Below are 21,516 nucleotides of genomic sequence, written 5' to 3'. Positions count from 1 at the left end.
TTACAGATTTGAACAAATGGTACTTTTTTCATAGCCCTATGAATGCATTTGCTTTCCTTGATAGATGAAAAGATAATCTCATCTTTGACATATCTTGGAAACAGATTTGCGACAAGATCTATCTAGAGAATAAAATTTGATTGTTTTGGCACTAATCTTGTAAAGATTTGCAACCAAATATGCTCAAGCTATTTACGTTTGTCAACCTATGCGTTGAGATTAACGTCACCGAATGACGCGGGGAGCTGCAATTACATGGTTATTTTGTTTCACCTCAGCTTGATTGTGGGTATCATACACTCCTGACCAAACATATACTAATGCATCAGCCAATTTTAACATCTGAGAAAAACTAGTTAGCTGTGATTTGGTCAAGTTTGTTTGTGCTAGTAACTGCCACGATACAGGGATACCAACAACACTATTATATGCTCCTGATAAAACACCAGTAATTACACTAGTATTAGATATGCCAATTCGGTGAGAAAGTAGAACTGAAAGACGAAAGTCTTCTAATGTACGAAGAAAACAGTAGAATGCTATGGTAATGGCTTGTTCGCTTTTTTTCCCAACTAACTCAGCTTGTACTCTTTCTAATCCTGCTTGCTCTTTTAACAAATAATTAATTTTTAATAATTGTTGTGATAAGCTGCTTGACTCACCTAAGAAAGAAATTGTTTGGGGAATGACAGTGTAGAGAGAAAGTTTTTCTGTTAAACATAGAGAGATGGCATATCCTACTACTAGTGTGCCATCACGTATCACTGGGTCATCATGCCATTGTGCCAATTGTAGTAAGCTCTGGCGTAGTTTAACAGTACTTTCATGAAAAAATAGCGCTACTGGTAGAGTTGTAACTATTTCTTCGTATAATTGATAACTATCTTGATTGTGATTGGGAAATATTTGCTGCTTTCGTCTGTGCCAATCTTTGCTCTCAAACTTACCTAAATCGATTAAACTTTGAATACCTGAGATTACCATTTCTAACCAATCTAAATTCTTGGCTGTCATCTCATTTAGAAATGATAACTGTCCCAAAAACGCTCCTAACAAAGCGCCTTTGAATCTATTAGCAAGGGAGTAGCGCATATTTTAACTTCTCAAGTGATGCACTAAAGCTTGCAAACCTAACAGGTAACTTTGGACACCAAAACCGCTAATTTGCCCGATTACCACTGGGGCTATATAGGAATGGTGACGAAAATCTTCCCGCTTATAAATATTGCTTAAATGTACTTCTACCGTTGGCAAATTCACACCTGCGATCGCATCACGCAAACCCACACTTGTATGAGTGTATGCTCCTGCGTTGATCAATATTCCTTGGTGTTTTGCCGATGCTTCATGAATTGCGTCTATCAATGCTCCTTCATGGTTTGATTGCTGGAAAAATAGTTTCGCCTGTAACTTTAATCCTTGCTCTTCTAACAGGCGATTTATTTCCGATAAAGTTAATGAACCGTATATTCCTGGTTCTCGCTGCCCTAATAAATTTAAGTTTGGTCCGTGGAGAACGAGAATGCTTAAGGGGCGTAAAGTTTGCTCCTGCACTTTTTTGCTCTCTTACCTACGACGAGAGCGTTCTTCTACAGGAATCGGAATTAGCTCCGGTTCCGGCTCAGCCTGTGGTCCTAAAAGGGCTTCTATCAGCTTGCCTGCCAATTCTTTCAGCTTTTCCAGTACCTTTTCTATATAGTCCATTGAACTGACCGCTCCTGCAATACTACCTCGAACTTGTGATTATCAGCTAAGGAGAAACAATTGCTGTTTTGCATTTGGTTTTAAAACCAGTTAATTCACACTCCCTCTTCTCTGGACAAGAGCCACTTCTAAAAGTTTGTTTTTCCCTTCTTACTACAATATCACATTAATAGCCTAGAGAGCTACATCTTACCATAGAGGTTGTTTTGTTTTAGTAACAAATCATCCTGATTGTAGAGACGTTCCGCCGGAACGTCTCTACGGGGGGGTTATTTTTTTTTGGTAGCAGTCCTTGAGGATTTTGCCGAGGACTTGGCACTAGAAGTTGTTGATTTAGTTGTTTTGCGAGTTGATTTTGAGGTTTTTATTTTGGTTGCTAATAATTCAAGAGCTGAATCTAGAGAGACGCTGTCTACTGTTTCACCTTCGGGAATACTGACATTGGTTTTACCATGTTTGATGTAAGGTCCGTAAGGGCCATCATAGATGTTAACAGCTTCCCCATCATCTGGATGAGATCCTAGTTCACGTAGCGCCGCTTTCGACTTACTACTAGTACTACTACGTCCCTTTTTCGGTTCCGACAACAACTCTAATGCACGTTCTAGGGAAATCGTCAAGACATTATCAATTGATTTAAGAGAACGGTAATCTTTCCCTTCTTTACCTTGATCGTGAACAACATAAGGACCAAATCTACCCAAATTAGCCTGAATTTTACCACCTGTAACTGGATGAGTACCTAAATTGCGCGGAAGTGCCAAAAGACCAACAGCTATATCAAGAGTGACATTTTCTGGCGTTACACCTTTGGGAAGGGATGCTTGTTTAGGTTTGGGGTTTTCTTCAGATTTTTCCCCTAATTGGACATAAGGACCGTAAGGACCAATTAGCATATAAATTGGTTCTCCAGTTTCAGGATGAATACCTACTTGATCGGGACCAGTAGTTTTTTGCCGTAGCAAAGTTTCCACTTGTTTGGGGTCTAGATCTGCTGGAGTTAAGTCTTTGGGTATTGAAGCTGTGACTACGCCATCACCATTTTCAACTTCAATGTAAGGACCAAATTTTCCAATTCGGACTTTAGCTTCTAAGTTTTCCAATTCTACTGTCCGAGCAAGGTTAGCATCAATTTGGTTTTCCTGCTCCTTAACTAAAGTTTCTAAACCTTTGTCTCCAAGATAAAATTCCTGAAGGTAAGGTAGCCACTTAGCTTCACCTGTAGCAATATCATCTAAGGTTTGCTCCATCTTTGATGTAAAGCTAGGATCAACCACGTCAGGGAAGTACTTTTCTAGCAAGTCAGTCACAGCAAAGGCGGTGAAAGTAGGCACGAGGGCGTTATTCACCAATTGAGTGTAACCTTTATCGATAATAGTACCAATGATGCTGGCGTAAGTACTAGGTCTGCCAATGCCTTCACTTTCAAGAGTTTTTACTAAAGTAGCTTCAGTGTATCTAGCTGGGGGCTGGGTTTCATGACCGATCGCTTCTATATTGTTACATTTTGGTTGATCCCCGACTTTTAAATTGGGCAAGATGACTTCTTGATCTTCTAGTGCTGCTTCCGGATCGTCAGAACCTTCAACATAAGCACGGAGAAATCCAGGAAAGTCTATGCGTTTACCAGAAGAACGAAAACCCGCATCTTCCACTTGCAACTGCACGGTGATTTGAGTTTGGCGTGCATCAGCCATTTGAGAGGCGACAGTCCGCTTCCAAATTAAATCGTACAGTTGTAGTTCTCTACCACTCAACCCTGTTTCTGCTGGAGTCCGAAAGGTGCTGCCTGCGGGACGAATTGCTTCGTGTGCTTCTTGTGCGCCTTTGGATTTAGTAGTGTATTGCCTGGGTTGATTGCTCAGGTATTGTTGACCGTAAAGTTGTTCTACACAAGCACGGGCAGCGGCGATCGCTTGGTCTGACAAATGTACGGAATCTGTACGCATGTAGGTAATATACCCCTGCTCGTACAAATTCTGCGCAATTCGCATTGTATCTCGTGCTGACAAACGCAGTTTACGGTTAGATTCTTGTTGCAGAGTAGAAGTAGTAAACGGTGGCGCTGGTTTGCGCGTTACTGGACGTTCTTCTAGATCTATCACCTGCCAAGTTTTACCTTTCAGGCGCTCCAATAGGGCTTGCGCCTCAGCTTCGTTAAGTAGAACTACTTTACGAGGATCGCTTAATTGCCCAGTGTTGGGGTCGAAGTCACTACCAGTTGCAAGCCTAGTTCCTGCCAATGTTATTAGTTGAGCAGTAAAAGCAGACGAGGACACTGCTCCCCCTGCTCTTTCTGGTGGGGCGTTTAAAATTGCTTTTAAATCCCAGTAACTACCTTGGCGGAAGGCACGGCGTTGGCGTTCACGCTTTACCAAAAGTCGCACAGCTACCGATTGTACGCGCCCTGCTGATAATCCCCAAGCAATTTTTTTCCACAGTAATGGGGAGAGGGTGTAACCGACAAGCCGATCTAAAATTCGTCTTGTTTCTTGGGCGCGAACTAACTGTTCGTCTATATTGCGACAGTTTTTTAGGGCTTTTTTGATGGCTTCTGAAGTAATTTCATGAAACACCATCCGCTGAGTGGGAACTTTTGGTTTGAGTAACTGGTATAAATGCCAACTAATACTTTCCCCTTCACGGTCTTCGTCCGTTGCCAGGATTAGTGCATCAGCATCTTTGAGGGCGTCTTTGAGGGCGGTGACAACTTTCTTTTTGTCTTTTGGAACTACATAAAGTGGTTCAAAGTCGGCGTCTACATTCACCCCCAGCTGCGCCCATTTTTCTCCTTTAACTGCGGCGGGAATTTCACTAGCCGATTGAGGAAGGTCACGGACATGACCCATGGACGCTTCCACCCGAAACCCTGCTGGTAGGTAGTTGCGAATGGTACGAGCTTTGGTCGGAGATTCGACGATGACGAGAGTTGACATGGAAATTTCAAAGAAAAAGAATAGCTGCTCAGCTAAACAGTTAATGAGATTAGCTGTTCAGGGCTTTTTGCCCTAACCAACTAGGTATTTCTTCCTAAAAGGAAGTTGTGAGCCTTGAGATTGAGAAGTTTGGGTTATTTCAATCTTTAACTTATCTTTGGCATAATTGGCGACTACAATTAGCAAAATCTCATAACAGTGATACAACGACTATTGATGTAATTCCTTGAAGATGTTGTTAAATTGGGATTTTACAGAAGATGGATGAATAAATAAATCCTGTGTCAGGTTACATTTATTCATTCTGAGAATCAGAGCTTGAGATTTTCGTAAAATATAATACAATTTGGCGCAAATCAGGACAAAAATGTATTTTTAACCTTTCCCGCACAGAAGTTATGTTAAAATATAGCCGGAGAAGTCAATTCGGCGATACTGTCCTTGTTTTACTCAACTGCAAGCGGCTCTCCGGATAAACGTCTCTGCATAATTGGATTCTGGAGAGTTTCATGTCAATTTACGTAGGGAACCTATCCTACAACGTCTCACAAGACGAACTGAGCCAAGTATTTTCTGAATACGGTACTGTAAAACGAGTTCAATTACCCACTGACCGAGAAACAGGTCGCGCTAGGGGTTTTGGTTTCGTGGAAATGGAGTCGGAAGCAGCAGAGGATGCAGCAATTCAGGCTTTAGATGGTGCAGAATGGATGGGGCGTGTAATGAAGGTCAACAAAGCAAGACCAAGAGAAGAAAAAGATGGTCGCTCAGGTGGCGGCAATTGGGGTAACAAAAGTAATAGTGGTGGATACTCTAAGCGTAGCTATTAAGCCTTAAGTAGTAAAACTAAAGTTGAAGAGCTACTAAATTAAAAGCCATATAATTTATTCACAGCGCAGATCAGTACAAAACTGACCTGCTTTTTTATTTAAACACATAAATCATCAAATGATAAGCTAATTAGCATCTAAGAGCGCATCTTTTTGGCAGAAAGGATGCAAGTCCAACTTCATACAATAAAATAAACAAAGTTGGACCAATATGTCTAATAGCCAAAACCTGTACAAATGATGGATTTTGCTAACTTTGCATCCCAGTTGAATGCAGTCACCATTTTGCCAGAAGGCATTGTGATGATCACCCTCTTGGGAGTTTTGATTGTAGATTTGATTGTAGGGCGTACATCCTCACGCTGGATAGGATATCTGGCGATCGCAGGTTTGTTTGCTGCGTTGGGCGCCCTTTATTTTCTCTGGGATAGCACAAATCCCATGTCCTTCATTGGAGCTTTCAATGGTGATGACCTCAGCATCATGTTTCGCGGCATCATAGTGTTGTCGGCAGTAGTCACCATTTTAATGTCAATCCGCTACATTGAACAAAGTGGAACGGCGTTGGGTGAATTCATCGCCATTTTGCTGACTGCTACCTTGGGAGGAATGTTTTTATCTGGGGCTAGCGAGTTGGTATTTATTTTCATCTCTCTAGAAACCCTCAGTATTTCCTCTTATTTACTTACAGGTTACACTAAGCGCGACCCGCGCTCCAATGAAGCAGCGTTGAAATACCTGTTGATTGGTGCTTCAAGTACAGCAGTATTTTTGTACGGAGTTTCCCTGTTATACGGCTTATCAGGTGGACGCACAGAATTAAGTGCGATCGCCAATGCTATCTCCATAGCTGGTATGAGTCAATCTCTGGGCTTGGTAATAGCTTTGGTATTTGTCATAGCAGGTATTGGCTTTAAAATTTCTGCTGCACCGTTTCACCAGTGGACACCAGATGTTTACGAAGGTGCACCCACTCCAGTAATTGCTTTTTTATCTGTTGGTTCTAAAGCAGCTGGATTTGCTCTGGCAATTCGCCTATTAACTACGGCATTCCCCCTCGTTACGGAAGAGTGGAAATTTGTCTTCACAGCTCTTGCCGTTCTTAGTATGGTGTTGGGTAACGTAGTCGCTTTAGCGCAAACCAGCATGAAAAGGATGCTTGCTTACTCATCCATCGCTCAAGCTGGATTTGTGATGATTGGCTTAATTGCTGGTACTGATGCAGGGTATTCAAGTATGGTGTTTTACCTACTAGTTTACCTGTTCATGAACTTGTGCGGTTTTACCTGTGTAATTCTATTCTCTTTACGCACAGGCACAGACCAAATATCTGAATACTCTGGTTTATACCAGAAAGATCCACTGCTAACTCTGGGTTTGAGCATTTCTCTGCTTTCTTTAGGTGGTATCCCCCCACTAGCAGGATTTTTCGGGAAAATTTACTTGTTCTGGGCTGGTTGGCAAGCAGGACAATACTGGTTAGTCTTGCTAGGGTTAGTCACTACCGTTGTCTCCATCTACTACTACATTCGCGTAGTCAAGATGATGGTAGTCAAAGAACAACACGAAATGTCCGATGCTGTGAAGAATTATCCTGAAGTAAGTTGGAATCTACCAGGCTACAGACCATTACAAGTAGGGTTGGTAGTAACTTTAATTGCTACTTCCATCGCGGGAATTTTGTCCAATCCTTTGTTTACATTAGTAAACAATTCCATTGCTCATACTCAAATTTTACAACCGACAGCAGTTGTTAGTACTCAAGTAAGTGCTATTAACAACCAGCAGCCGTAAATGTAAGTAGTTGCGCTCAAGCGCAACTACTTACTTGATCAATAGCCTGAATAGGAATCTTAATCAAAAATTCTGTCCCTCGCCAAGGAGTAGAACTACAACTAAGTTGTCCGCCATGTTTTTCGACAATAATTTGATAACTAATTGATAATCCGATACCGATTCCTTTACCTACAGGTTTGGTAGTAAAAAACGGGTCAAATAACTTTGATAGTATATTTTCATCGATTCCCGGACCATTATCAGCAATAGATATAGCTATCCATTTTTCATTTATTACATTTGTATTAATATGAATTAGCGGTAATTGATGAATTAGTGAATGGTGCTTCCAATTATTTCCTTCTGAAATGAACTGCGGTACTAATGACTGATTACCTTCTTCCAATGCATCGATCGCATTAACAATGATATTTAAAAATACTTGATTAAGGTGACCTGCATAACATTCTACTAAAGGTATTTGACCATACTCTTTAATAACTTTAATTTCTGGACACTTGTTTTTTTGTTTCAAACGATGTTCCAGAATCATTAAGGTACTGTCAATACTTTCATGAATGTTAACCATTTTCTTTTCGGCTTGATCGAGGCGAGAAAAAGTGCGTAATGATTTCACAATTTCCCGAATTCTTTCGCTGCCAGTTTTGATAGAATTGAGAAGTTTATTTAAATCTTGCTCGATAAAATCTAAATCTATAGAATTTAATTGCTCTTGTATCTCTGGTAGTGGATTTGGGTAAAATTTTTGATAAATTTGTACCAAACTAAATAAATCTTTTGTATATTGATGTGCATAAGGTAGATTGCCGTAAATAAAGCTAATTGGATTATTAATTTCGTGGGCTATACCAGCAATCATTTGACCTAAGCTTGACATTTTCTCTGCCTGAATAAGGTGAGTTTGAGTACGTTGTAGTTCATTGAGCATTGCTTGCAATTGAGCGTTACTCGGAATTGCTAAAATTTGCGGTAGGAGTGATAGTAGTACTACGGCAGTAGCTAAGGAAATAACAGCTGTACTCGCTTTGACTAATCCAGACAACCAGTAAGTAGGATGCCAAAGCGTCCAAATATCCATAAGATGTCCGGTACCACAAGCGAGAATGAAGCCGCTGAACAAGAAAAATACAGAGTTGAACGGCAGGTCATTACGTTTACGAACAATGTAAACTAGTACTATTGCAATTGAATAATATGTCAGAGCAATAAGTGCGTCAGATATAACGTTAAGTAAAACCAGCGGAATCTTCCACAGATAGCAATGTCCGTGGGGAATAAAGGAGTTTGAATTTAAGAGATTTTGCAAAATTGTCAGCATTGCTTTTCTGATATATTATGCTAAGTAGCTTATTACACTTAGTTTTCCCACTTGAATGCTGACAATATCTATTGCTACTTACGTCTCGAGTTCTAGTCTACGCACGAGTTAAATCGTCGGACATTGAAAGCAGCAATATTGGTTTGGCTGTGTTTGTCCAGAATTATTTCAGCAACCACCTTACCAATATAAGGACCGGCGGCTAGACCTGCATTACCCAGTCCGGTAGCAAGGTATAAGTTGTCTATATTAGGTACGGTTCCCAAAATAGGTATTTGATCCTGGGGTATAGGACGTAAGCCAACGCGAATTTCTCGCAGTGATGCTTCTTTTAGCCCAGGTGTTACTCGCAAAGCTTCGTCTAGTACTTCGTGAACTCCTGCTACAGTGGTGTGTGTATTAAACCCCACACTCTCTCTAGAGGCTCCCACAACAACACGGTGATCAGGCCAAGATATCATATAGCGATCGCCAAGCGTACTGATAATCGGTTTGTTGGTTGTATTTATGTTGGTGACATTCAGATGAATGATTTGCCCCCGCAGTGGCTCCACCGGAATTTTCAGTCCCAACTGTTGCTCAAATTCTGTTGACCACGCACCGCCAGCGATCGCTATCTTCTGTGCCAAAAAAGTATCACCATTGGCGACCACACCCTTTACCACGTTGTTTTGTATAATCAGTTGCTCAACTCCAACGGGTTTAACAGTCAAATCATGTTGTTCTGCTGCTTGATAGAGAGCTTGAGTTATTAGCCTACCATCCACTTGTGCAGCCCGATGGCAGTAAATAGCTCCTTTAGTTTCGGCTAAAGCTGGAAACATCTGCTGAGCTTCATCACTAGAGAGGAAACGTAGCTCGTTTGTCGTGGATAACCCCCGCTTTTCAAACCGTTGGCAGATACAACTTTTTATTTCTTCAAACTTTTCGAGTTCATCTTCCGAGACAGCCACTACAATTAAGCCATTATTGGCAAAAATACTTGAATCAGATTGTTTATCTAATTGCTTAAGTAGTATGGGATAATACTCTAACGCTTCAACTGCAAAGTTAAACAGTACGTCTGAGCCAAAGCCAATAGCATCTGAGGCTGTAAAAGGGGAGACGATTCCAGCCCCAGCTTGTGTAGCCCAACCCTAATCTTGTCGGTCAAACAACAGGGTTTTAACCCCTTGGTAAACAAGATGGTATGCCAATGATGCACCAGCTATCCCACCACCGATAACGATAACATCGTATACTGTATTCATATGCTTAAGTTGGGATTTACTCAGGTTATTTGGACAATAAATTAACTGTTTAAATCATCGCTGAGTAGGTAGCATGACTTTCATGCTTCATTAGGAAGATTTTTCGAGGTTGCTAAGAAATTTTTAATCTCTCAGCACCTCTACGTAAGATTACGTAACTTAAGCTATTTGATTTTTTGTTTAATAAAACTCACAACTTGTGCTAACTGTTTCTTTAAACTGTCTATTTCTGCTTGCATTTTGACAACTTTCTCATTCAAAATCTGAACTTCCTGAGATGGAGTTTCTGGTAGACTAGAGGCTACTGAAGAAGAAGCTTCTGGTAGGCTAGAAGCGGCTGTGCTATTTTTAGCGACAACAGCTGCTACTACTGGGACTGGTTCAGGACGTGGTTGTTTAGCTTTTGTCATCGCTAACTTAATCGCGTGGATTAATTGCTTTTGGTCAAAAGGCTTGCCCAGGAACTCAAAATATTCAAAGGGTTCAGGAATTTTTTCTGTCACCTCTTCTTTTCGACCAGACATAATGACCAAAGGAATCTTCCTCAGATCTGGCTGGGATTGAATTTGCTGGAAAACGTCCCAACCACTCATCTTCGGTAGAAGGAAATCCAACATAATCAAGCTGAGTTTTTCTTGACGGATTAAGTTGAGTCCTTCTAAGCCGTCTTTTGCTTCCAACACTTGAAAGTTACCCGGAGGCAACATTTCTCTTACTTTCACCCGGACAACTGTGGTGTCGTCTATAACTAAAATTTTGTTACTTGCCACGACTGATTGCTCTATTAGAAAATTTAGGTAACAACGGCTGGTTTGCCTGATTACTTTAGAATCCCCCCACTATATCCAAAATATACGTTGATTGGGGGAGAGTATTTTCAGGGAGAAATTACTCAGAGTTGAGGTATCTTGCCAAACTAGTAATGAATGTTAAATTTGTATTGCTTATGATTGGGTCACAACCAACACAAAAAAGAGCGGAAATTACGGCTATGCCCGAATGGTTACGTCGTTCTATCGGCAAAGCCAGTGAAATTTCCACAGTACAACGTATTATTAAGCAGCGCCAAATTCATACGATTTGTGAAGAAGGACGTTGCCCTAACCGAGGAGAATGCTATGCGCAAAAAACTGCTACTTTCTTGCTCATGGGACAAACATGTACCAGATCTTGTGCTTTTTGTCAAGTAGATAAAGGTCATGCGCCGATGCCTCTTGATTTAGATGAACCAAGAAAAATAGCAGAAGCAGTAAGACTATTGGAGTTACGTTATGTGGTACTAACTTCTGTAGCTCGCGACGATTTGCCAGATCAAGGAGCTAGTCACTTTGTGAAGACAATAGATACCATCCGCCAGTTAAACCCCCAAACTCAAGTTGAAGTGCTGACACCAGATTTTTGGGGTGGCGTGGGTGTAGGGGAACAAGGTCAACGGGAGCGTATATTTACGGTTGTCACAGCTCAACCAGCTTGTTATAACCACAACATAGAGACAGTAAGACGGTTGACAGGAGTGGTACGCAGAGGAGCGAAATACGATCGCTCATTACGTGTACTACAAGTGGTCAAAGAAATTGATTCTTCGATTCCTACCAAATCAGGTTTAATGCTCGGACATGGAGAAACGCTTGAAGAAGTCGTTGAGACAATGGAGGATTTACGTAAGGTTGAGTGCGATCGCCTAACTATTGGTCAGTATATGCGCCCAACACTCGAACATCTTCCCGTACAAAAATATTGGACTCCGGAAGAATTTGCTCAATTGGGAACTATTGCACGATCTTTAGGATTTGCCAGCGTCCGGTCTGGTCCTTTAGTGCGCAGCTCCTACCATGCATCCGAAAGTTAACACAGATTTGTAGAGACGCGCCATGGTGCGTCTCTATATAATGATACATTTTGTTGATATTTGCTGAGTTACCGTACATTATCACAGGAAAATATTTTTAACGATTTTCACTCTATATGACAATTCTTTGGTATTTGTTAAGAAGTCTTTAAACAGGAGAGAACATTATGACAGATGTCGCTAAGACCGCACCTGCCAGCCAAAAAGTAGGTAAAGACGTTGCCAAAACAGGGGCTAAACCTCCTTTCCCATTTCGCACCGTCATCAGCCTAATTTTACTTGCAGGCAATTTTCTCGTGGCAGCGATTTACTTCCATTTGATTAATCCATAACAGGACTAGGGAATAGCTAATGGCTAATGGTTAATGGTTAATAGCAATATTTAGCAATTAGCCATTAACTATTAGCAACTGCCAATTCCCTAAATCGTACCTCTAAACAAACCCTTAGGACGAATCAGCAGTACCAAAATCATAATAAATAACGCAACACCCTGTTTATACTGTGAACCGAACCACTGAGTACTAACCTCTTGAATAATACCAATGACGAAAGCTCCGGCAATAGCGCCATAAGGGTTTCCAATGCCACCCAAAATTACTGAGGCAAACAAAGGTAATATTAAGAACCAACCCATGTTTGGGCGAACAGTAGTAATTAAACCATACATACTGCCACCTAAAGAGGTAAAAATGCCAGTAATTATCCAAGTCCAAAAAACTACTTGGTCAACATTAATACCAGAGACTCTGGCTAAGTCTAAATCATCAGCAACTGCTCGCATCGCTTTACCAATTTTGGTATTTTGCAAAAGGTAGTGTAAAGCCAAAATAGCTATTACTGCCAAAAAGAAAACCAAAACCTGATTTATGGGGATTTTTAAACCAAGAATATCTAAAGCAGGACTAATAGGCACTTTGTAGTTTTGATTACTACCACCCCAGATGAAAATAATCCCATTGCGCAGAAATAAAGCCAAACCGATGGAAATAATAATTAAAGTGGTAGAAGTAGCACGGATACTCCGCATCCTCGCCCAAAGGACGAGTTCTGACAACAGCATCGCTGCTACTGTCCCCAAGGCAGCTAAAACCATTGAAAGCCAAATATTTAAGTTAAAGGAGTTGAGCAGAAGTGTAATGTAAGCCCCCAAGGTAAGAAAGTCTCCATGAGCAAAGTTAGATAACCGTAAAATCCCATAGGTTAAGGTTAGTCCAACCGCAGCTAGAGCAATAATGCTTCCTACAGCAATGCCATTGATAATTAATTGAGCAATTTGTGCATCCATAGTCTAATCGTACTTTTTCGTAATACCAGCATAGTAATTTCATACAACTGCTTATACCAAGTTAAACTTAATGAAGCGGTCTAGCTGTCTAGGTTGACCATGCAACAGTATTCAAGCATACCAGAACAAAACTCACATTTAAATGCAACGTCAACGCTTTTGTCAGCAATCGAGCAACTTAGTGCTGAATTGTGGCTTGAGCGGAGCTTGAACCAGTTGCAAAGTTGCCTTAACGATTGTCTTGGTTCTGCATTTAGATCTAACAATGTTAGAGTAACTACAGAAGCAGCAATTTTCCAAACGGTAGTAGATGAGCTTCATAGTGCTTTGAATACTACTAGGGTGGCGATCGCTTTGATTCAACCACAAGAAAACATTTGTCGGGTTTGCTACGTCTCCAACTCCTCATCCCAAACACAAATGTTAAGAACTGTAATGAGTGACGAGGGTAAAAAGCTGCGGTTGAAATTGCAAGAAATTATCAAAATTTCCGACTTGCAACAACTAGAACATCAAGAACCTCAAAGCGCTTGGTTATTATCTGATAATTTTGGTGTTAATATTGGTTGGCTAATTATTGAATTACCAGGTTTAGAATGTAATAGTTCATTAAAAGCATCTCAAATCCAGATTTCTCAATTGATAAATCGCGCTGTTAAACAATGTATTTTAGCATTAACACAATTACAGCAAACACAATATTTACAGCAAAAATGTCAACATCTAGAAGCTAAAAATCAGGAATTAGAACGTACTAATCAATTAAAAAATCAGTTTCTTGCTAATACAAGTCATGAAATCCGTACCCCCCTTAGTTCTATCATCGGTTTTACCCATTTACTTTTAGCTCAAGGCTACGATACAACAAAAGAGCGCCATCAGGAGTATTTGAATATTATTCAATCTAGTAGTAAGCACCTTTTAGCTTTAATTAATGATATTATTGATCTATCTAAGATAGAAGCAGATCAACTAGAAGTACAGTGGGAAATAATAGATATACCAGTATTGTGTCGAAATATTTTAGCTATAGTAAAAGAAAAAGCTGCTAACAAAGGTTTAAAGTTACATCTGAATATAGACACTCGTGCAACAAGCATAGTAGCTGATTCCTTAAGACTTAAGCAAATGTTATTAAATTTGCTTTTTAACGCGCTGAAGTTTACAAATGTAGGAACTGTTGGTTTACAAGTCAAATCTCAAGGTACATTCATACATTTCACGGTTTGGGATACTGGTACTGGTATTTCTGTTGAACATCAAGTCGAACTATTTCAACCTTATTTTCAAATTACTAACGCTTTAGTGAGTCGTGACGAAGGTACTGGATTGGGTTTAGCCGTGACTCGAAAACTTGCTGAACTTCATGGTGGTAGGGTAGAAGTAGAATCTGAAGTTGACCACGGTTCGCGTTTTACTATTATTCTTCCCGTTGAACAAGAAGATAGCCCTAGTTTTAAATCTGGCAGAAGCAGTAAAGACAGAGAAGCATTGAGTAAAGAAAATTTTTCTGATTGTGGTTTTTCTATCTCAAATTCTTTTTCTTGCTCAAAAGATATTTTGTTAGTTGAAGATGATTTATATAATGCTCAATTAATACAAATATATTTAGAAAAATTAGGATATCAGGTAAATTGGGTAAAAAATGCTACTCAAATGTGGAAAGAGTTAGGAAAGCAAGAACCAACAGTGATATTACTAGATATATATTTACCAGACAGCAGTGGCATAGCAGTTATACAGCAGTTGCGCAAGAACAATAAGTATAAAAGAACTACAGTAATTGTGCAAACAGCAATGGCAATGAAAGGCGATCGCGAAACTTGTCTAGCGGCAGGAGCAAATGACTATATACCTAAACCAATAAATTTACCTCTTTTAGCATCTGTAGTTTCAAAATACAGCAAACAAGCAACTTAGCCCCATCTACTGATTACCGCTTTAAAATAGTATTTGTAGGGAGTCTACTGGTTGGATTGGGTAAAAGATGCTAACAGAAAAACTTGAGCAAATAAAAGCCTTATTTGCAGAAATAGAACAGGCTTTAATTGCCTACTCCGGTGGTGTAGATAGCACTTTAGTAGCTAAGATTGCTTATGATGTACTTGGCGATCGTGCTTTAGCTGTTACAGCAGTTTCTCCTTCATTGATGCCAGAAGAGTTAGAGGATGCTAAGATTCAGGCAGCAACAATTGGGATTACTCATCAAATCATCGCCACACACGAAATGGAAAATCCCAATTACACTTCTAACCCTGTTAACCGCTGCTATTTTTGTAAAAGTGAACTGCACGATACACTTAAGCCCCTAGCTACTCAATTGGGTTATCCCTACGTTATCGATGGGGTGAACGCAGATGATTTGCACGACTACCGCCCTGGAATTCAAGCAGCTAAAGAAAGAGGTGCACGCTCTCCTTTAGCGGAAGTTGGTATTACCAAAGCTGAAGTTCGTCAACTTTCACAACTACTAGGTTTACCTTGGTGGGATAAACCCGCGCAGCCTTGTCTTAGTTCTCGCTTTCCTTATGGAGAAGAGATTACTATAGCTAAGTTGCAACGAGTCGGAAGAGCAGAAATTTACTTACGTAAGCTTGGTTATCAGAATTTACGGGTACGCTCCGAAGGCGATACAGCAAGAATTGAGTTACCAGTAGAACAAATTAAAGAGTTTGTGTTGACAACAGATTTACCATCAGTAGTTTCCGCATTTCAAAAGTTTGGTTTTATTTACGTAACTCTAGATTTAGAAGGTTATCGCAGTGGTAAGCTCAATCAAGTATTAAATAGGGAATCAGCAATAAGTAATAGCTAAATGACAGTATAAAAATCTCAGGCAAAGGCGCAAAGACGCCAAGCTTTTTTTGCGCCTTTACGTCTTTGTGTGAGGCTAATTCCCTACTCCCTTGCCATCACAATCTCTCCTTTCTTATTAATCTTTAGGTTAGTATCAGGGAAATCATTGTTAATCAAATAACGCAAAAGTCCGACAGTTCGGAAATATTGGTCGATATGAGGAATTCCTTGGCTATCCATCCGCACAGGAATAACTTTACTAGATACTAAATCTCCTTGTGAACTCAACTTGACTTCTAAAATCATTGAGTAACCTGTTTGGGCGGCTGTAGATAAAGTTCTGTACCCTAAAAAGTTTCCTAATGAATAGGCGATGAGTTTACCATTATAAACTTCAATTGCTCTAGGAACATGAGGACCGTGACCAAGTACTAAGTCAGCCCCTGCATCAATCATAGTTCGGGCAAATTTGAGCGCATTTCCGCGATTTTCCCCATAGAAGTACTCAGTTCTATTTTTAACACGTAATGCACTTGTTCCCTCGGCTCCGGCGTGCATCGATACAATCACAATATTTGCGTTTTTTTGGGCTTTTTCTACAAGTGCTTTTGCTACTTCTAAGTCATGAATAGAGTTATAAAATTCATAGGGAGCAAACCCGATCATGGCAACAGGAATGCTGTTAACTTGTAAATAAAGGATTTGATTTTTATGACCTAGTGTTTCAATCCCAACAGAACTCAAGTTTTTAGTAGTGTCTCGTAAACCTACTACACCAAAGTCTAACGCATGATTGTTTGCTATGTTTAATACATCAAATCCGACTTCAGCAAATAATTGTGCATAAGTTGGTGGGGAACGAAAGGCAAAAACTTGTCCTCGATTAATATCTTTGGCAGTGTAGGGGTGTTTTGTTAGGGAAGTTTCAAAGTTACCAAATAAAATATCCGATCTTTGTAGATACGCTCTCACCGACTTTGGAATCAGGTGGTTGCGATCGCTTGGTAATCTGTAATTAGGGAAATTAGTACCGGGGATAATATCTCCAACGGCTTGGATAGTAATACTATCTGAAATTTGCTCTTGTAGTGGATTTATTGGAATATAATCTATTACAGAGGATGAAACTGGTATAAGTTTGTTAGTTGTGGTAGCAGCGTTGGAGCGCTGCGATTGTCCAAAGCGGATACCAATACAAAAACAGAAACTAATAAAACTTAATGCGACTAATCTTCCCAACAAATTCTTTGCCACAGTTACACTCCTGACACCATGAGAGCAGTATAACCTAGACATCTTTGCTCTAGGTAGAAGTTTCTCTGCCCTCTTCGCAAGAGTTTACCTTTGGCAAGTCAAATACTCTCATCTAAAAGTCACAGTATTTAAAGTTTAGTTATTATTATAATATTGAACTTATTTAGTAATGTTTACTTATTAACCCATTACTTCAACCATTTTAATAACGGAGAGGAGAGGATTTGAACCTCCGTTAGGTTTCCCTAAAACGCATTTCGAGTGCGCCGCATTAAACCACTCTGCCACCTCTCCAGGTTAACTTTTGCTTTGCTATGGATGAGCAATAGCTATTACTTTAACTACAATGATACCATAAACAAGCAGTTAATGACGAAATGGCAAGTTAAAAAACAGAGGTTTTGTTTTCTGTTGTCTGGATGAATGTCTCAAATTTACCGTCTGGTTTCCATTGGATAGCACCATCTCTTCCAGTAATGAAAAGTTTTGTCTGGCTTTGGCTCAGTTGAGACAGTGTTTCTTGATCGAGTGTTGTTGAAGATGCGATCGCTACTTGTGGTTGTAGAGCAGGCAGTAGTTCTTTCAAAGACTCACCCGGACATAATAACACTTGTGGAGGAGCTATTCCCCCATTTTTTATTAACTGACGTACCTCTGTAGTTTTGACATTACCTACTAATAACCAATTTTCACCAAGAATTTGCATACGCAATATAGGTAATTGGTTATTGATTAATTGTGTTACTACCGCACCAGTATTTACAGTTTGACCAAGAGATAATGGTTGGTATACTCCTTTATGCTTGAGCAGTTCCTTTTGAATTCCTATACCTACTGCGGGATTTTTGAGATTAGGGGAATAGTCATAGAATACTTTTATTGGTAACCGTTGTAGTATTTCTAACCAACTATCGTTACCATTACCAGGGTTGGAAGTGGCGATCGCTCCATCTATCTGATTTACACCTTGTTGTTGTAGAAATGGTACTATGGTAAAACGTCCTGTACCTTCATCTCCACTATTAATTAGTATTACCTTTCCTTGGTTTTGAATTACCAAAACAGGTTCTCCTCCAGCTGCTAGTACTGTTACCTGAAATAGTGTGTTTGCAGTATGCCAACCAGGGATTAGTACTAAACTAACAGCAATTAAACCGGAGAGCCACCATCTTTTTTGCCACCATGGGATTAACCAAGCTAAAATAATTGTTACATATATTACTAACATTTGCCCAATGTTTATACCACCAATCGCTATGGTGTTTCCTGGTAAGTAGGCAAAAAAGTCTACTAATTGAATCAACCATTGTGTTGGTATACTTAATACGCTAGCCAAAGCACCACCTGCTTCAGGTAAGATTAAACATACTGGAGCAGTAATCATTGCACCAATACTGATTAGGGATATAAATGGGCTGGTAAGAATATTTGCTAAGATACTGTAAATAACTACTATACCATTTAAATGTATAAGAAGGGGTAAAGTCCACACCATAGCAGCAATAGGAACCGCAATCACATGAGCGATTGCCAATGGCATCCACTGCAACATTTTAGTTAATGGCGGTACCGTGATGATTAATCCTAGTGTTGATAAAAAGCTGAGTTGAAATCCTAAATCCCAAATCCACAAAGGATTAAATAGTAGTAATATTACTGCTGCAACTAACAGTGAACCTAACTGCTGGACTTTGCGTTTTAAACCTATACCAATTAGTGCCGCAAAACCCATGACTACGGCTCTAAGTACTGGCGGGAGAAAACCTGTTAAACTTAAGAAAATAATTAGAGCAGTACAACCAATAGTGACTTGGGTTATTCTTGATCTGCGCTGAGCAAGAGCAAGAACTATGCTCAGAATTAATGAAGTTTGAAATCCTGAAGCTGATAAGGTATGAGCAAGTCCTGCAAGCCAAAATGAATCGCGTATGTCATATGGTAAGTCAACAGGTTTACTTCCTAAAACCATTGCACTGACAATAAGACCATTTGGTACACCTAATCCACGAACATGCGATCGCACGATTCGTTCTCTAACTTTCCATAATCCCCATTTAGGTTGTTCATCGTCAAGTATATTTACCCGACGTCCGCTTAATCCAGCAAAAGCGCCTTCCTGTTGGAGAAATGAACGAAAGTTGAAACCTCCTGGATTTGCAGATGGGTTTGGTTTGTACAATACTCCTGTTACAGCAATTTGTTGATCGAGGTGTAAACCAGTCGTTTGAAGTAAAGGAACTGTAACGTACAGCTTACCTGTTACACCTTTACTTATACCAGCTGCACCATGATCATTTTTCACCTCATCTAACTGAGTCGCTTCTAACCAAAATTGTCCCCGTTGATTGCGAGTCATGCGGGGTATGCTAATAACTTCTCCACGGACTATGAAAAGCTGTTCTTGGTAGTTACCATTTTTTGCTGGTACTAACTTACTAATGTCGTTGACACCAGGTTGAGGAACTCGTGATTGAAAATATAGGCTTGCTAACAACCCCACTAAACCAGCTACTAGCCATACTCTTGAATGTGGTTTAGTTTGCAGCGAAGTAGGTGCTGTTTTAGTATTATGTTGCGGGTTTTTGTTCTTCGGAGGTGGTTTTCTTCGGGCTATGTGTTGTCTTTTAAAGATTACTGCTCCCAGTACACCTAAAAGCAACGCCCAAAAACCACCCCAAGGAATTGCCGTAAACAGCAATCCTATAATGTAGCCAAGACAAATAATTACACCACTTGCCTGAATCATCAGAGTTTTTGCACAATTACCCAGCGATTGAACTTGTGGCTATAAAAACTCCCAGCCGCCTACGCCAACTTGAATGTGTCTAGCCTCATTCCAGTCTGCGGGTATAAAAGGATTTTGGCAATAGGTATATTAGATAGCTATTCCCAATTTCAAACCTAGTAAGGCGTGTAGAAACATGATACAAAGTGCTGTGCTACCCAAATAGGCATGAATGGCGCGTAATGCTGTTTTATTTCCGACAAATCCACTCCATGCGATCGCACCGTTAATAAATAACAGTAACAATACTATTGATCCTGTCAAAAAGTGGGAACTTTCTAGGATTGGTTGATGCTGCATTACTAGGGACAATACTCCTCCTGTATAACCAAGTGCCATGAATAAAAACATCCACGGTGCTAGCTTACGGTGCTCGCTGCGACTTTTGAGTGCAGCATCTTTGTCCTCAACCAATTTACCCCGCCAACCTGTTAGCCCCACAAAGCTACCCATCACAAACACTACAATCGCCATCATTAACGGATGACCCCAGTGTACTACTGGTTCAGGTACTCCTAAAGAGCGAAACCAAGCTGCGATCGGCTCCAAAACCTCACTTATATTAACCATTCTTCTCACCACACACCTGTATTTACTTACTCTCCCAGGCAGGAGCCTGGGAATGCTTTACCAGAGGCTCTGCCTCCAGTAAAAATTCTAGCCTTAGCCAACTTGCTGAAACTTCAACAGTGGAAAACCCAACTTCTCCCTTTGTTCCACATAGAGTTGAGCAAGTTTCCGCGCTAAATGTCTAATCCTTGCAATATAACGAGTTCGTTCTGTAACTGAAATAACTCCTCTGGCATCCAACAAATTAAAGGTGTGCGAACACTTTAACACAAAGTCTAAGCTAGGTAAGACTAGTCCTCGATCAGTCAATTGCTGAGCTTCCTGCTCATACATATTAAATAGTGTCAGGAGCATTTCCGGATTTGAGGCTTCAAAGTTGTAAACGCACTGCTCAATTTCTCCTTGAAGGTGAACATCCCCGTAAGTAATGTTGTCCGTCCATTGGATTTTGATCATCGCCTCTACTCCTTGGAGATACATTGCCAATCTCTCCAGGCCGTAAGTAATCTCAATCGACACTGGACGGCAATCTATTCCACCACACTGTTGGAAGTATGTAAATTGAGTAATTTCCATTCCATCTAACCATACTTCCCAACCAGTACCCCAAGCTCCTACTGTTGCATCTTCCCAATTGTCCTCCACAAATCGAATATCGTGGTCTTCCGGACGAATGCCTAAAGCTCTTAGAGAATCAAGATAAATTTCTTGAATATTATCTGGAGAAGGTTTAATCAGCACTTGGTACTGATAATAGTGTTGAAAACGATTTGGGTTCTCACCATAGCGTCCATCAGTTGGGCGACGGCATGGTTCGACATAAGCTACAGACCAAGGTTCAGGTCCCAATGCTCTTAAAAATGTATGAGGATTTTTAGTACCTGCTCCTTTCTCAATATCGTAGGGTTGGGCAATTAGGCAGCCACGCTCAGCCCAGAACTGATGCAAAATTGCTATTACCGACTGAAAATTCACGCTTCTTACCTTTCCTTGAGTCAACAACGCATAACCTATTGTTGCTCAAACCTTGCCCAGTGAGCATTTTAGGCTCTCAAAAAAAAATTTTCAAAAAAGTGGAAAAAAGGGTTGACACTCTTGTGCGAACTCGCTACTATAAAAAAGTGCCTGATGAGCGAGCG

Annotated in this window: 17 protein-coding genes, 1 tRNA gene and 1 pseudogene; 6 read left to right on the top strand and 13 right to left on the bottom strand. The window is 40.3% G+C overall.

Annotated elements, in window-relative coordinates; all coding sequences use genetic code 11:
- Positions 1 to 225: 225 nt before the first annotated feature.
- The 4 genes from ICL16_RS40645 to topA all read right to left on the bottom strand — a co-directional run bounded on the left by ICL16_RS40645 (position 226) and on the right by topA (position 4,640).
- Positions 226 to 1,092, bottom strand: coding sequence for an ADP-ribosylglycohydrolase family protein (locus ICL16_RS40645; protein ID WP_190837565.1), 867 nt, complete (start codon positions 1,090 to 1,092; stop codon positions 226 to 228).
- Positions 1,093 to 1,095: 3 nt separating this feature from the next.
- Positions 1,096 to 1,554 carry a type II 3-dehydroquinate dehydratase gene (aroQ, locus tag ICL16_RS40640; protein WP_190837563.1) on the bottom strand — a complete coding sequence of 153 codons (459 nt, stop codon included), beginning with the start codon at positions 1,552 to 1,554 and terminating at the stop codon, positions 1,096 to 1,098.
- Positions 1,555 to 1,566: 12 nt separating this feature from the next.
- Complete coding sequence (locus tag ICL16_RS40635; RefSeq protein ID WP_190837562.1) at positions 1,567 to 1,704, bottom strand: hypothetical protein; 138 nt, start codon at positions 1,702 to 1,704, stop codon at positions 1,567 to 1,569.
- A 269-nt stretch (positions 1,705 to 1,973) separates the two neighbouring features.
- A complete protein-coding gene (gene topA / locus ICL16_RS40630) occupies positions 1,974 to 4,640 on the bottom strand; it encodes a type I DNA topoisomerase (protein WP_190837560.1) in 2,667 nt (888 codons plus the stop codon).
- Between the two features lie 509 nt (positions 4,641 to 5,149).
- Between topA and ICL16_RS40625 the strand changes: the two genes are divergently transcribed.
- Entirely contained in the window at positions 5,150 to 5,470 is a 321-nt protein-coding gene (locus ICL16_RS40625) for an RNA recognition motif domain-containing protein (protein ID WP_190837558.1), read from the top strand.
- A 240-nt stretch (positions 5,471 to 5,710) separates the two neighbouring features.
- A complete protein-coding gene (locus ICL16_RS40620; RefSeq protein WP_190837634.1) occupies positions 5,711 to 7,264 on the top strand; it encodes an NAD(P)H-quinone oxidoreductase subunit N in 1,554 nt (517 codons plus the stop codon).
- Between the two features lie 16 nt (positions 7,265 to 7,280).
- On the opposite strand, the gene ICL16_RS40615 is transcribed toward ICL16_RS40620, so the two are convergent.
- The 3 genes and pseudogenes from ICL16_RS40615 to ICL16_RS40600 form a co-directional block, all read right to left on the bottom strand.
- Positions 7,281 to 8,585 (bottom strand): sensor histidine kinase, encoded by a 1,305-nt coding sequence (locus ICL16_RS40615; protein ID WP_190837556.1) that lies wholly within the window; start codon positions 8,583 to 8,585, stop codon positions 7,281 to 7,283.
- A gap of 92 nt (positions 8,586 to 8,677) precedes the next feature.
- Positions 8,678 to 9,835: pseudogene (locus tag ICL16_RS40610) on the bottom strand (NAD(P)/FAD-dependent oxidoreductase).
- A 164-nt stretch (positions 9,836 to 9,999) separates the two neighbouring features.
- A complete protein-coding gene (locus tag ICL16_RS40600; protein ID WP_190837551.1) occupies positions 10,000 to 10,605 on the bottom strand; it encodes a response regulator in 606 nt (201 codons plus the stop codon).
- Between the two features lie 176 nt (positions 10,606 to 10,781).
- Between ICL16_RS40600 and lipA the strand changes: the two genes are divergently transcribed.
- Together lipA and psaX are read left to right on the top strand one after the other, a co-directional pair.
- On the top strand, positions 10,782 to 11,684 hold the full coding sequence (gene lipA / locus ICL16_RS40595) for a lipoyl synthase (RefSeq protein WP_190837549.1): 903 nt from the start codon (positions 10,782 to 10,784) through the stop codon (positions 11,682 to 11,684).
- A gap of 167 nt (positions 11,685 to 11,851) precedes the next feature.
- On the top strand, positions 11,852 to 12,016 hold the full coding sequence (psaX, locus tag ICL16_RS40590) for a photosystem I protein PsaX (protein WP_190837547.1): 165 nt from the start codon (positions 11,852 to 11,854) through the stop codon (positions 12,014 to 12,016).
- 89 nt (positions 12,017 to 12,105) lie between these two features.
- Here psaX and ICL16_RS40585 read toward each other — a convergent pair whose 3' ends face one another.
- The gene (locus ICL16_RS40585) at positions 12,106 to 12,972 is read right to left on the bottom strand and encodes a branched-chain amino acid ABC transporter permease (RefSeq protein ID WP_190837545.1); all 867 of its coding nucleotides are present in this window, start codon (positions 12,970 to 12,972) and stop codon (positions 12,106 to 12,108) included.
- A 99-nt stretch (positions 12,973 to 13,071) separates the two neighbouring features.
- On the opposite strand from ICL16_RS40585, the gene hrmK reads away from it, so the two are divergent.
- Together hrmK and larE are read left to right on the top strand one after the other, a co-directional pair.
- Positions 13,072 to 14,892 (top strand): hybrid histidine kinase/response regulator HrmK, encoded by a 1,821-nt coding sequence (gene hrmK, locus ICL16_RS40580; RefSeq protein WP_190837543.1) that lies wholly within the window; start codon positions 13,072 to 13,074, stop codon positions 14,890 to 14,892.
- 67 nt (positions 14,893 to 14,959) lie between these two features.
- Positions 14,960 to 15,787 carry an ATP-dependent sacrificial sulfur transferase LarE gene (gene larE / locus ICL16_RS40575; protein WP_190837541.1) on the top strand — a complete coding sequence of 276 codons (828 nt, stop codon included), beginning with the start codon at positions 14,960 to 14,962 and terminating at the stop codon, positions 15,785 to 15,787.
- Positions 15,788 to 15,870: 83 nt separating this feature from the next.
- Here larE and ICL16_RS40570 read toward each other — a convergent pair whose 3' ends face one another.
- From ICL16_RS40570 to glyQ, 5 genes are all read right to left on the bottom strand, one after another.
- Positions 15,871 to 17,022: a CapA family protein gene (locus tag ICL16_RS40570; RefSeq protein WP_337907213.1), complete on the bottom strand. Its 1,152-nt coding sequence runs from the start codon at positions 17,020 to 17,022 to the stop codon at positions 15,871 to 15,873.
- Between the two features lie 209 nt (positions 17,023 to 17,231).
- Positions 17,232 to 17,316: transfer RNA gene (locus tag ICL16_RS40565), tRNA-Ser, on the bottom strand.
- Positions 17,317 to 17,407: 91 nt separating this feature from the next.
- Positions 17,408 to 19,768, bottom strand: a complete 2,361-nt coding sequence (locus ICL16_RS40560) for a ComEC/Rec2 family competence protein (protein ID WP_190837537.1) — start codon at positions 19,766 to 19,768, stop codon at positions 17,408 to 17,410.
- A gap of 129 nt (positions 19,769 to 19,897) precedes the next feature.
- Positions 19,898 to 20,377, bottom strand: a complete 480-nt coding sequence (locus ICL16_RS40555) for a DUF4079 domain-containing protein (protein ID WP_190837535.1) — start codon at positions 20,375 to 20,377, stop codon at positions 19,898 to 19,900.
- Positions 20,378 to 20,470: 93 nt separating this feature from the next.
- Entirely contained in the window at positions 20,471 to 21,352 is an 882-nt protein-coding gene (gene glyQ, locus ICL16_RS40550; RefSeq protein ID WP_190837533.1) for a glycine--tRNA ligase subunit alpha, read from the bottom strand.
- Positions 21,353 to 21,516: the final 164 nt, after the last annotated feature.

The sequence above is a fragment of the Iningainema tapete BLCC-T55 genome, assembly GCF_014698965.1.
Classification (GTDB): Bacteria; Cyanobacteriota; Cyanobacteriia; order Cyanobacteriales; family Nostocaceae; genus Iningainema; species Iningainema tapete.
This window is presented reverse-complemented; position numbering and strand designations above follow the sequence as displayed.

What these genes read in the sequence shown, in the direction of transcription:
- ICL16_RS40645 (WP_190837565.1), bottom strand. Translation starts at nt 1,092, where the DNA reads ATGCGCTACTCCCTTGCTAATAGATTCAAAGGCGCTTTGTTAGGAGCG.
- ICL16_RS40635 (WP_190837562.1), bottom strand. Translation starts at nt 1,704, where the DNA reads ATGGACTATATAGAAAAGGTACTGGAAAAGCTGAAAGAATTGGCAGGC.
- topA (WP_190837560.1), bottom strand. Translation starts at nt 4,640, where the DNA reads ATGTCAACTCTCGTCATCGTCGAATCTCCGACCAAAGCTCGTACCATT.
- ICL16_RS40625 (WP_190837558.1), top strand. Translation starts at nt 5,150, where the DNA reads ATGTCAATTTACGTAGGGAACCTATCCTACAACGTCTCACAAGACGAA.
- ICL16_RS40620 (WP_190837634.1), top strand. Translation starts at nt 5,711, where the DNA reads ATGGATTTTGCTAACTTTGCATCCCAGTTGAATGCAGTCACCATTTTG.
- ICL16_RS40615 (WP_190837556.1), bottom strand. Translation starts at nt 8,585, where the DNA reads ATGCTGACAATTTTGCAAAATCTCTTAAATTCAAACTCCTTTATTCCC.
- lipA (WP_190837549.1), top strand. Translation starts at nt 10,782, where the DNA reads ATGATTGGGTCACAACCAACACAAAAAAGAGCGGAAATTACGGCTATG.
- psaX (WP_190837547.1), top strand. Translation starts at nt 11,852, where the DNA reads ATGACAGATGTCGCTAAGACCGCACCTGCCAGCCAAAAAGTAGGTAAA.
- ICL16_RS40585 (WP_190837545.1), bottom strand. Translation starts at nt 12,972, where the DNA reads ATGGATGCACAAATTGCTCAATTAATTATCAATGGCATTGCTGTAGGA.
- hrmK (WP_190837543.1), top strand. Translation starts at nt 13,072, where the DNA reads ATGCAACAGTATTCAAGCATACCAGAACAAAACTCACATTTAAATGCA.
- larE (WP_190837541.1), top strand. Translation starts at nt 14,960, where the DNA reads ATGCTAACAGAAAAACTTGAGCAAATAAAAGCCTTATTTGCAGAAATA.
- ICL16_RS40560 (WP_190837537.1), bottom strand. Translation starts at nt 19,768, where the DNA reads ATGATTCAGGCAAGTGGTGTAATTATTTGTCTTGGCTACATTATAGGA.
- ICL16_RS40555 (WP_190837535.1), bottom strand. Translation starts at nt 20,377, where the DNA reads ATGGTTAATATAAGTGAGGTTTTGGAGCCGATCGCAGCTTGGTTTCGC.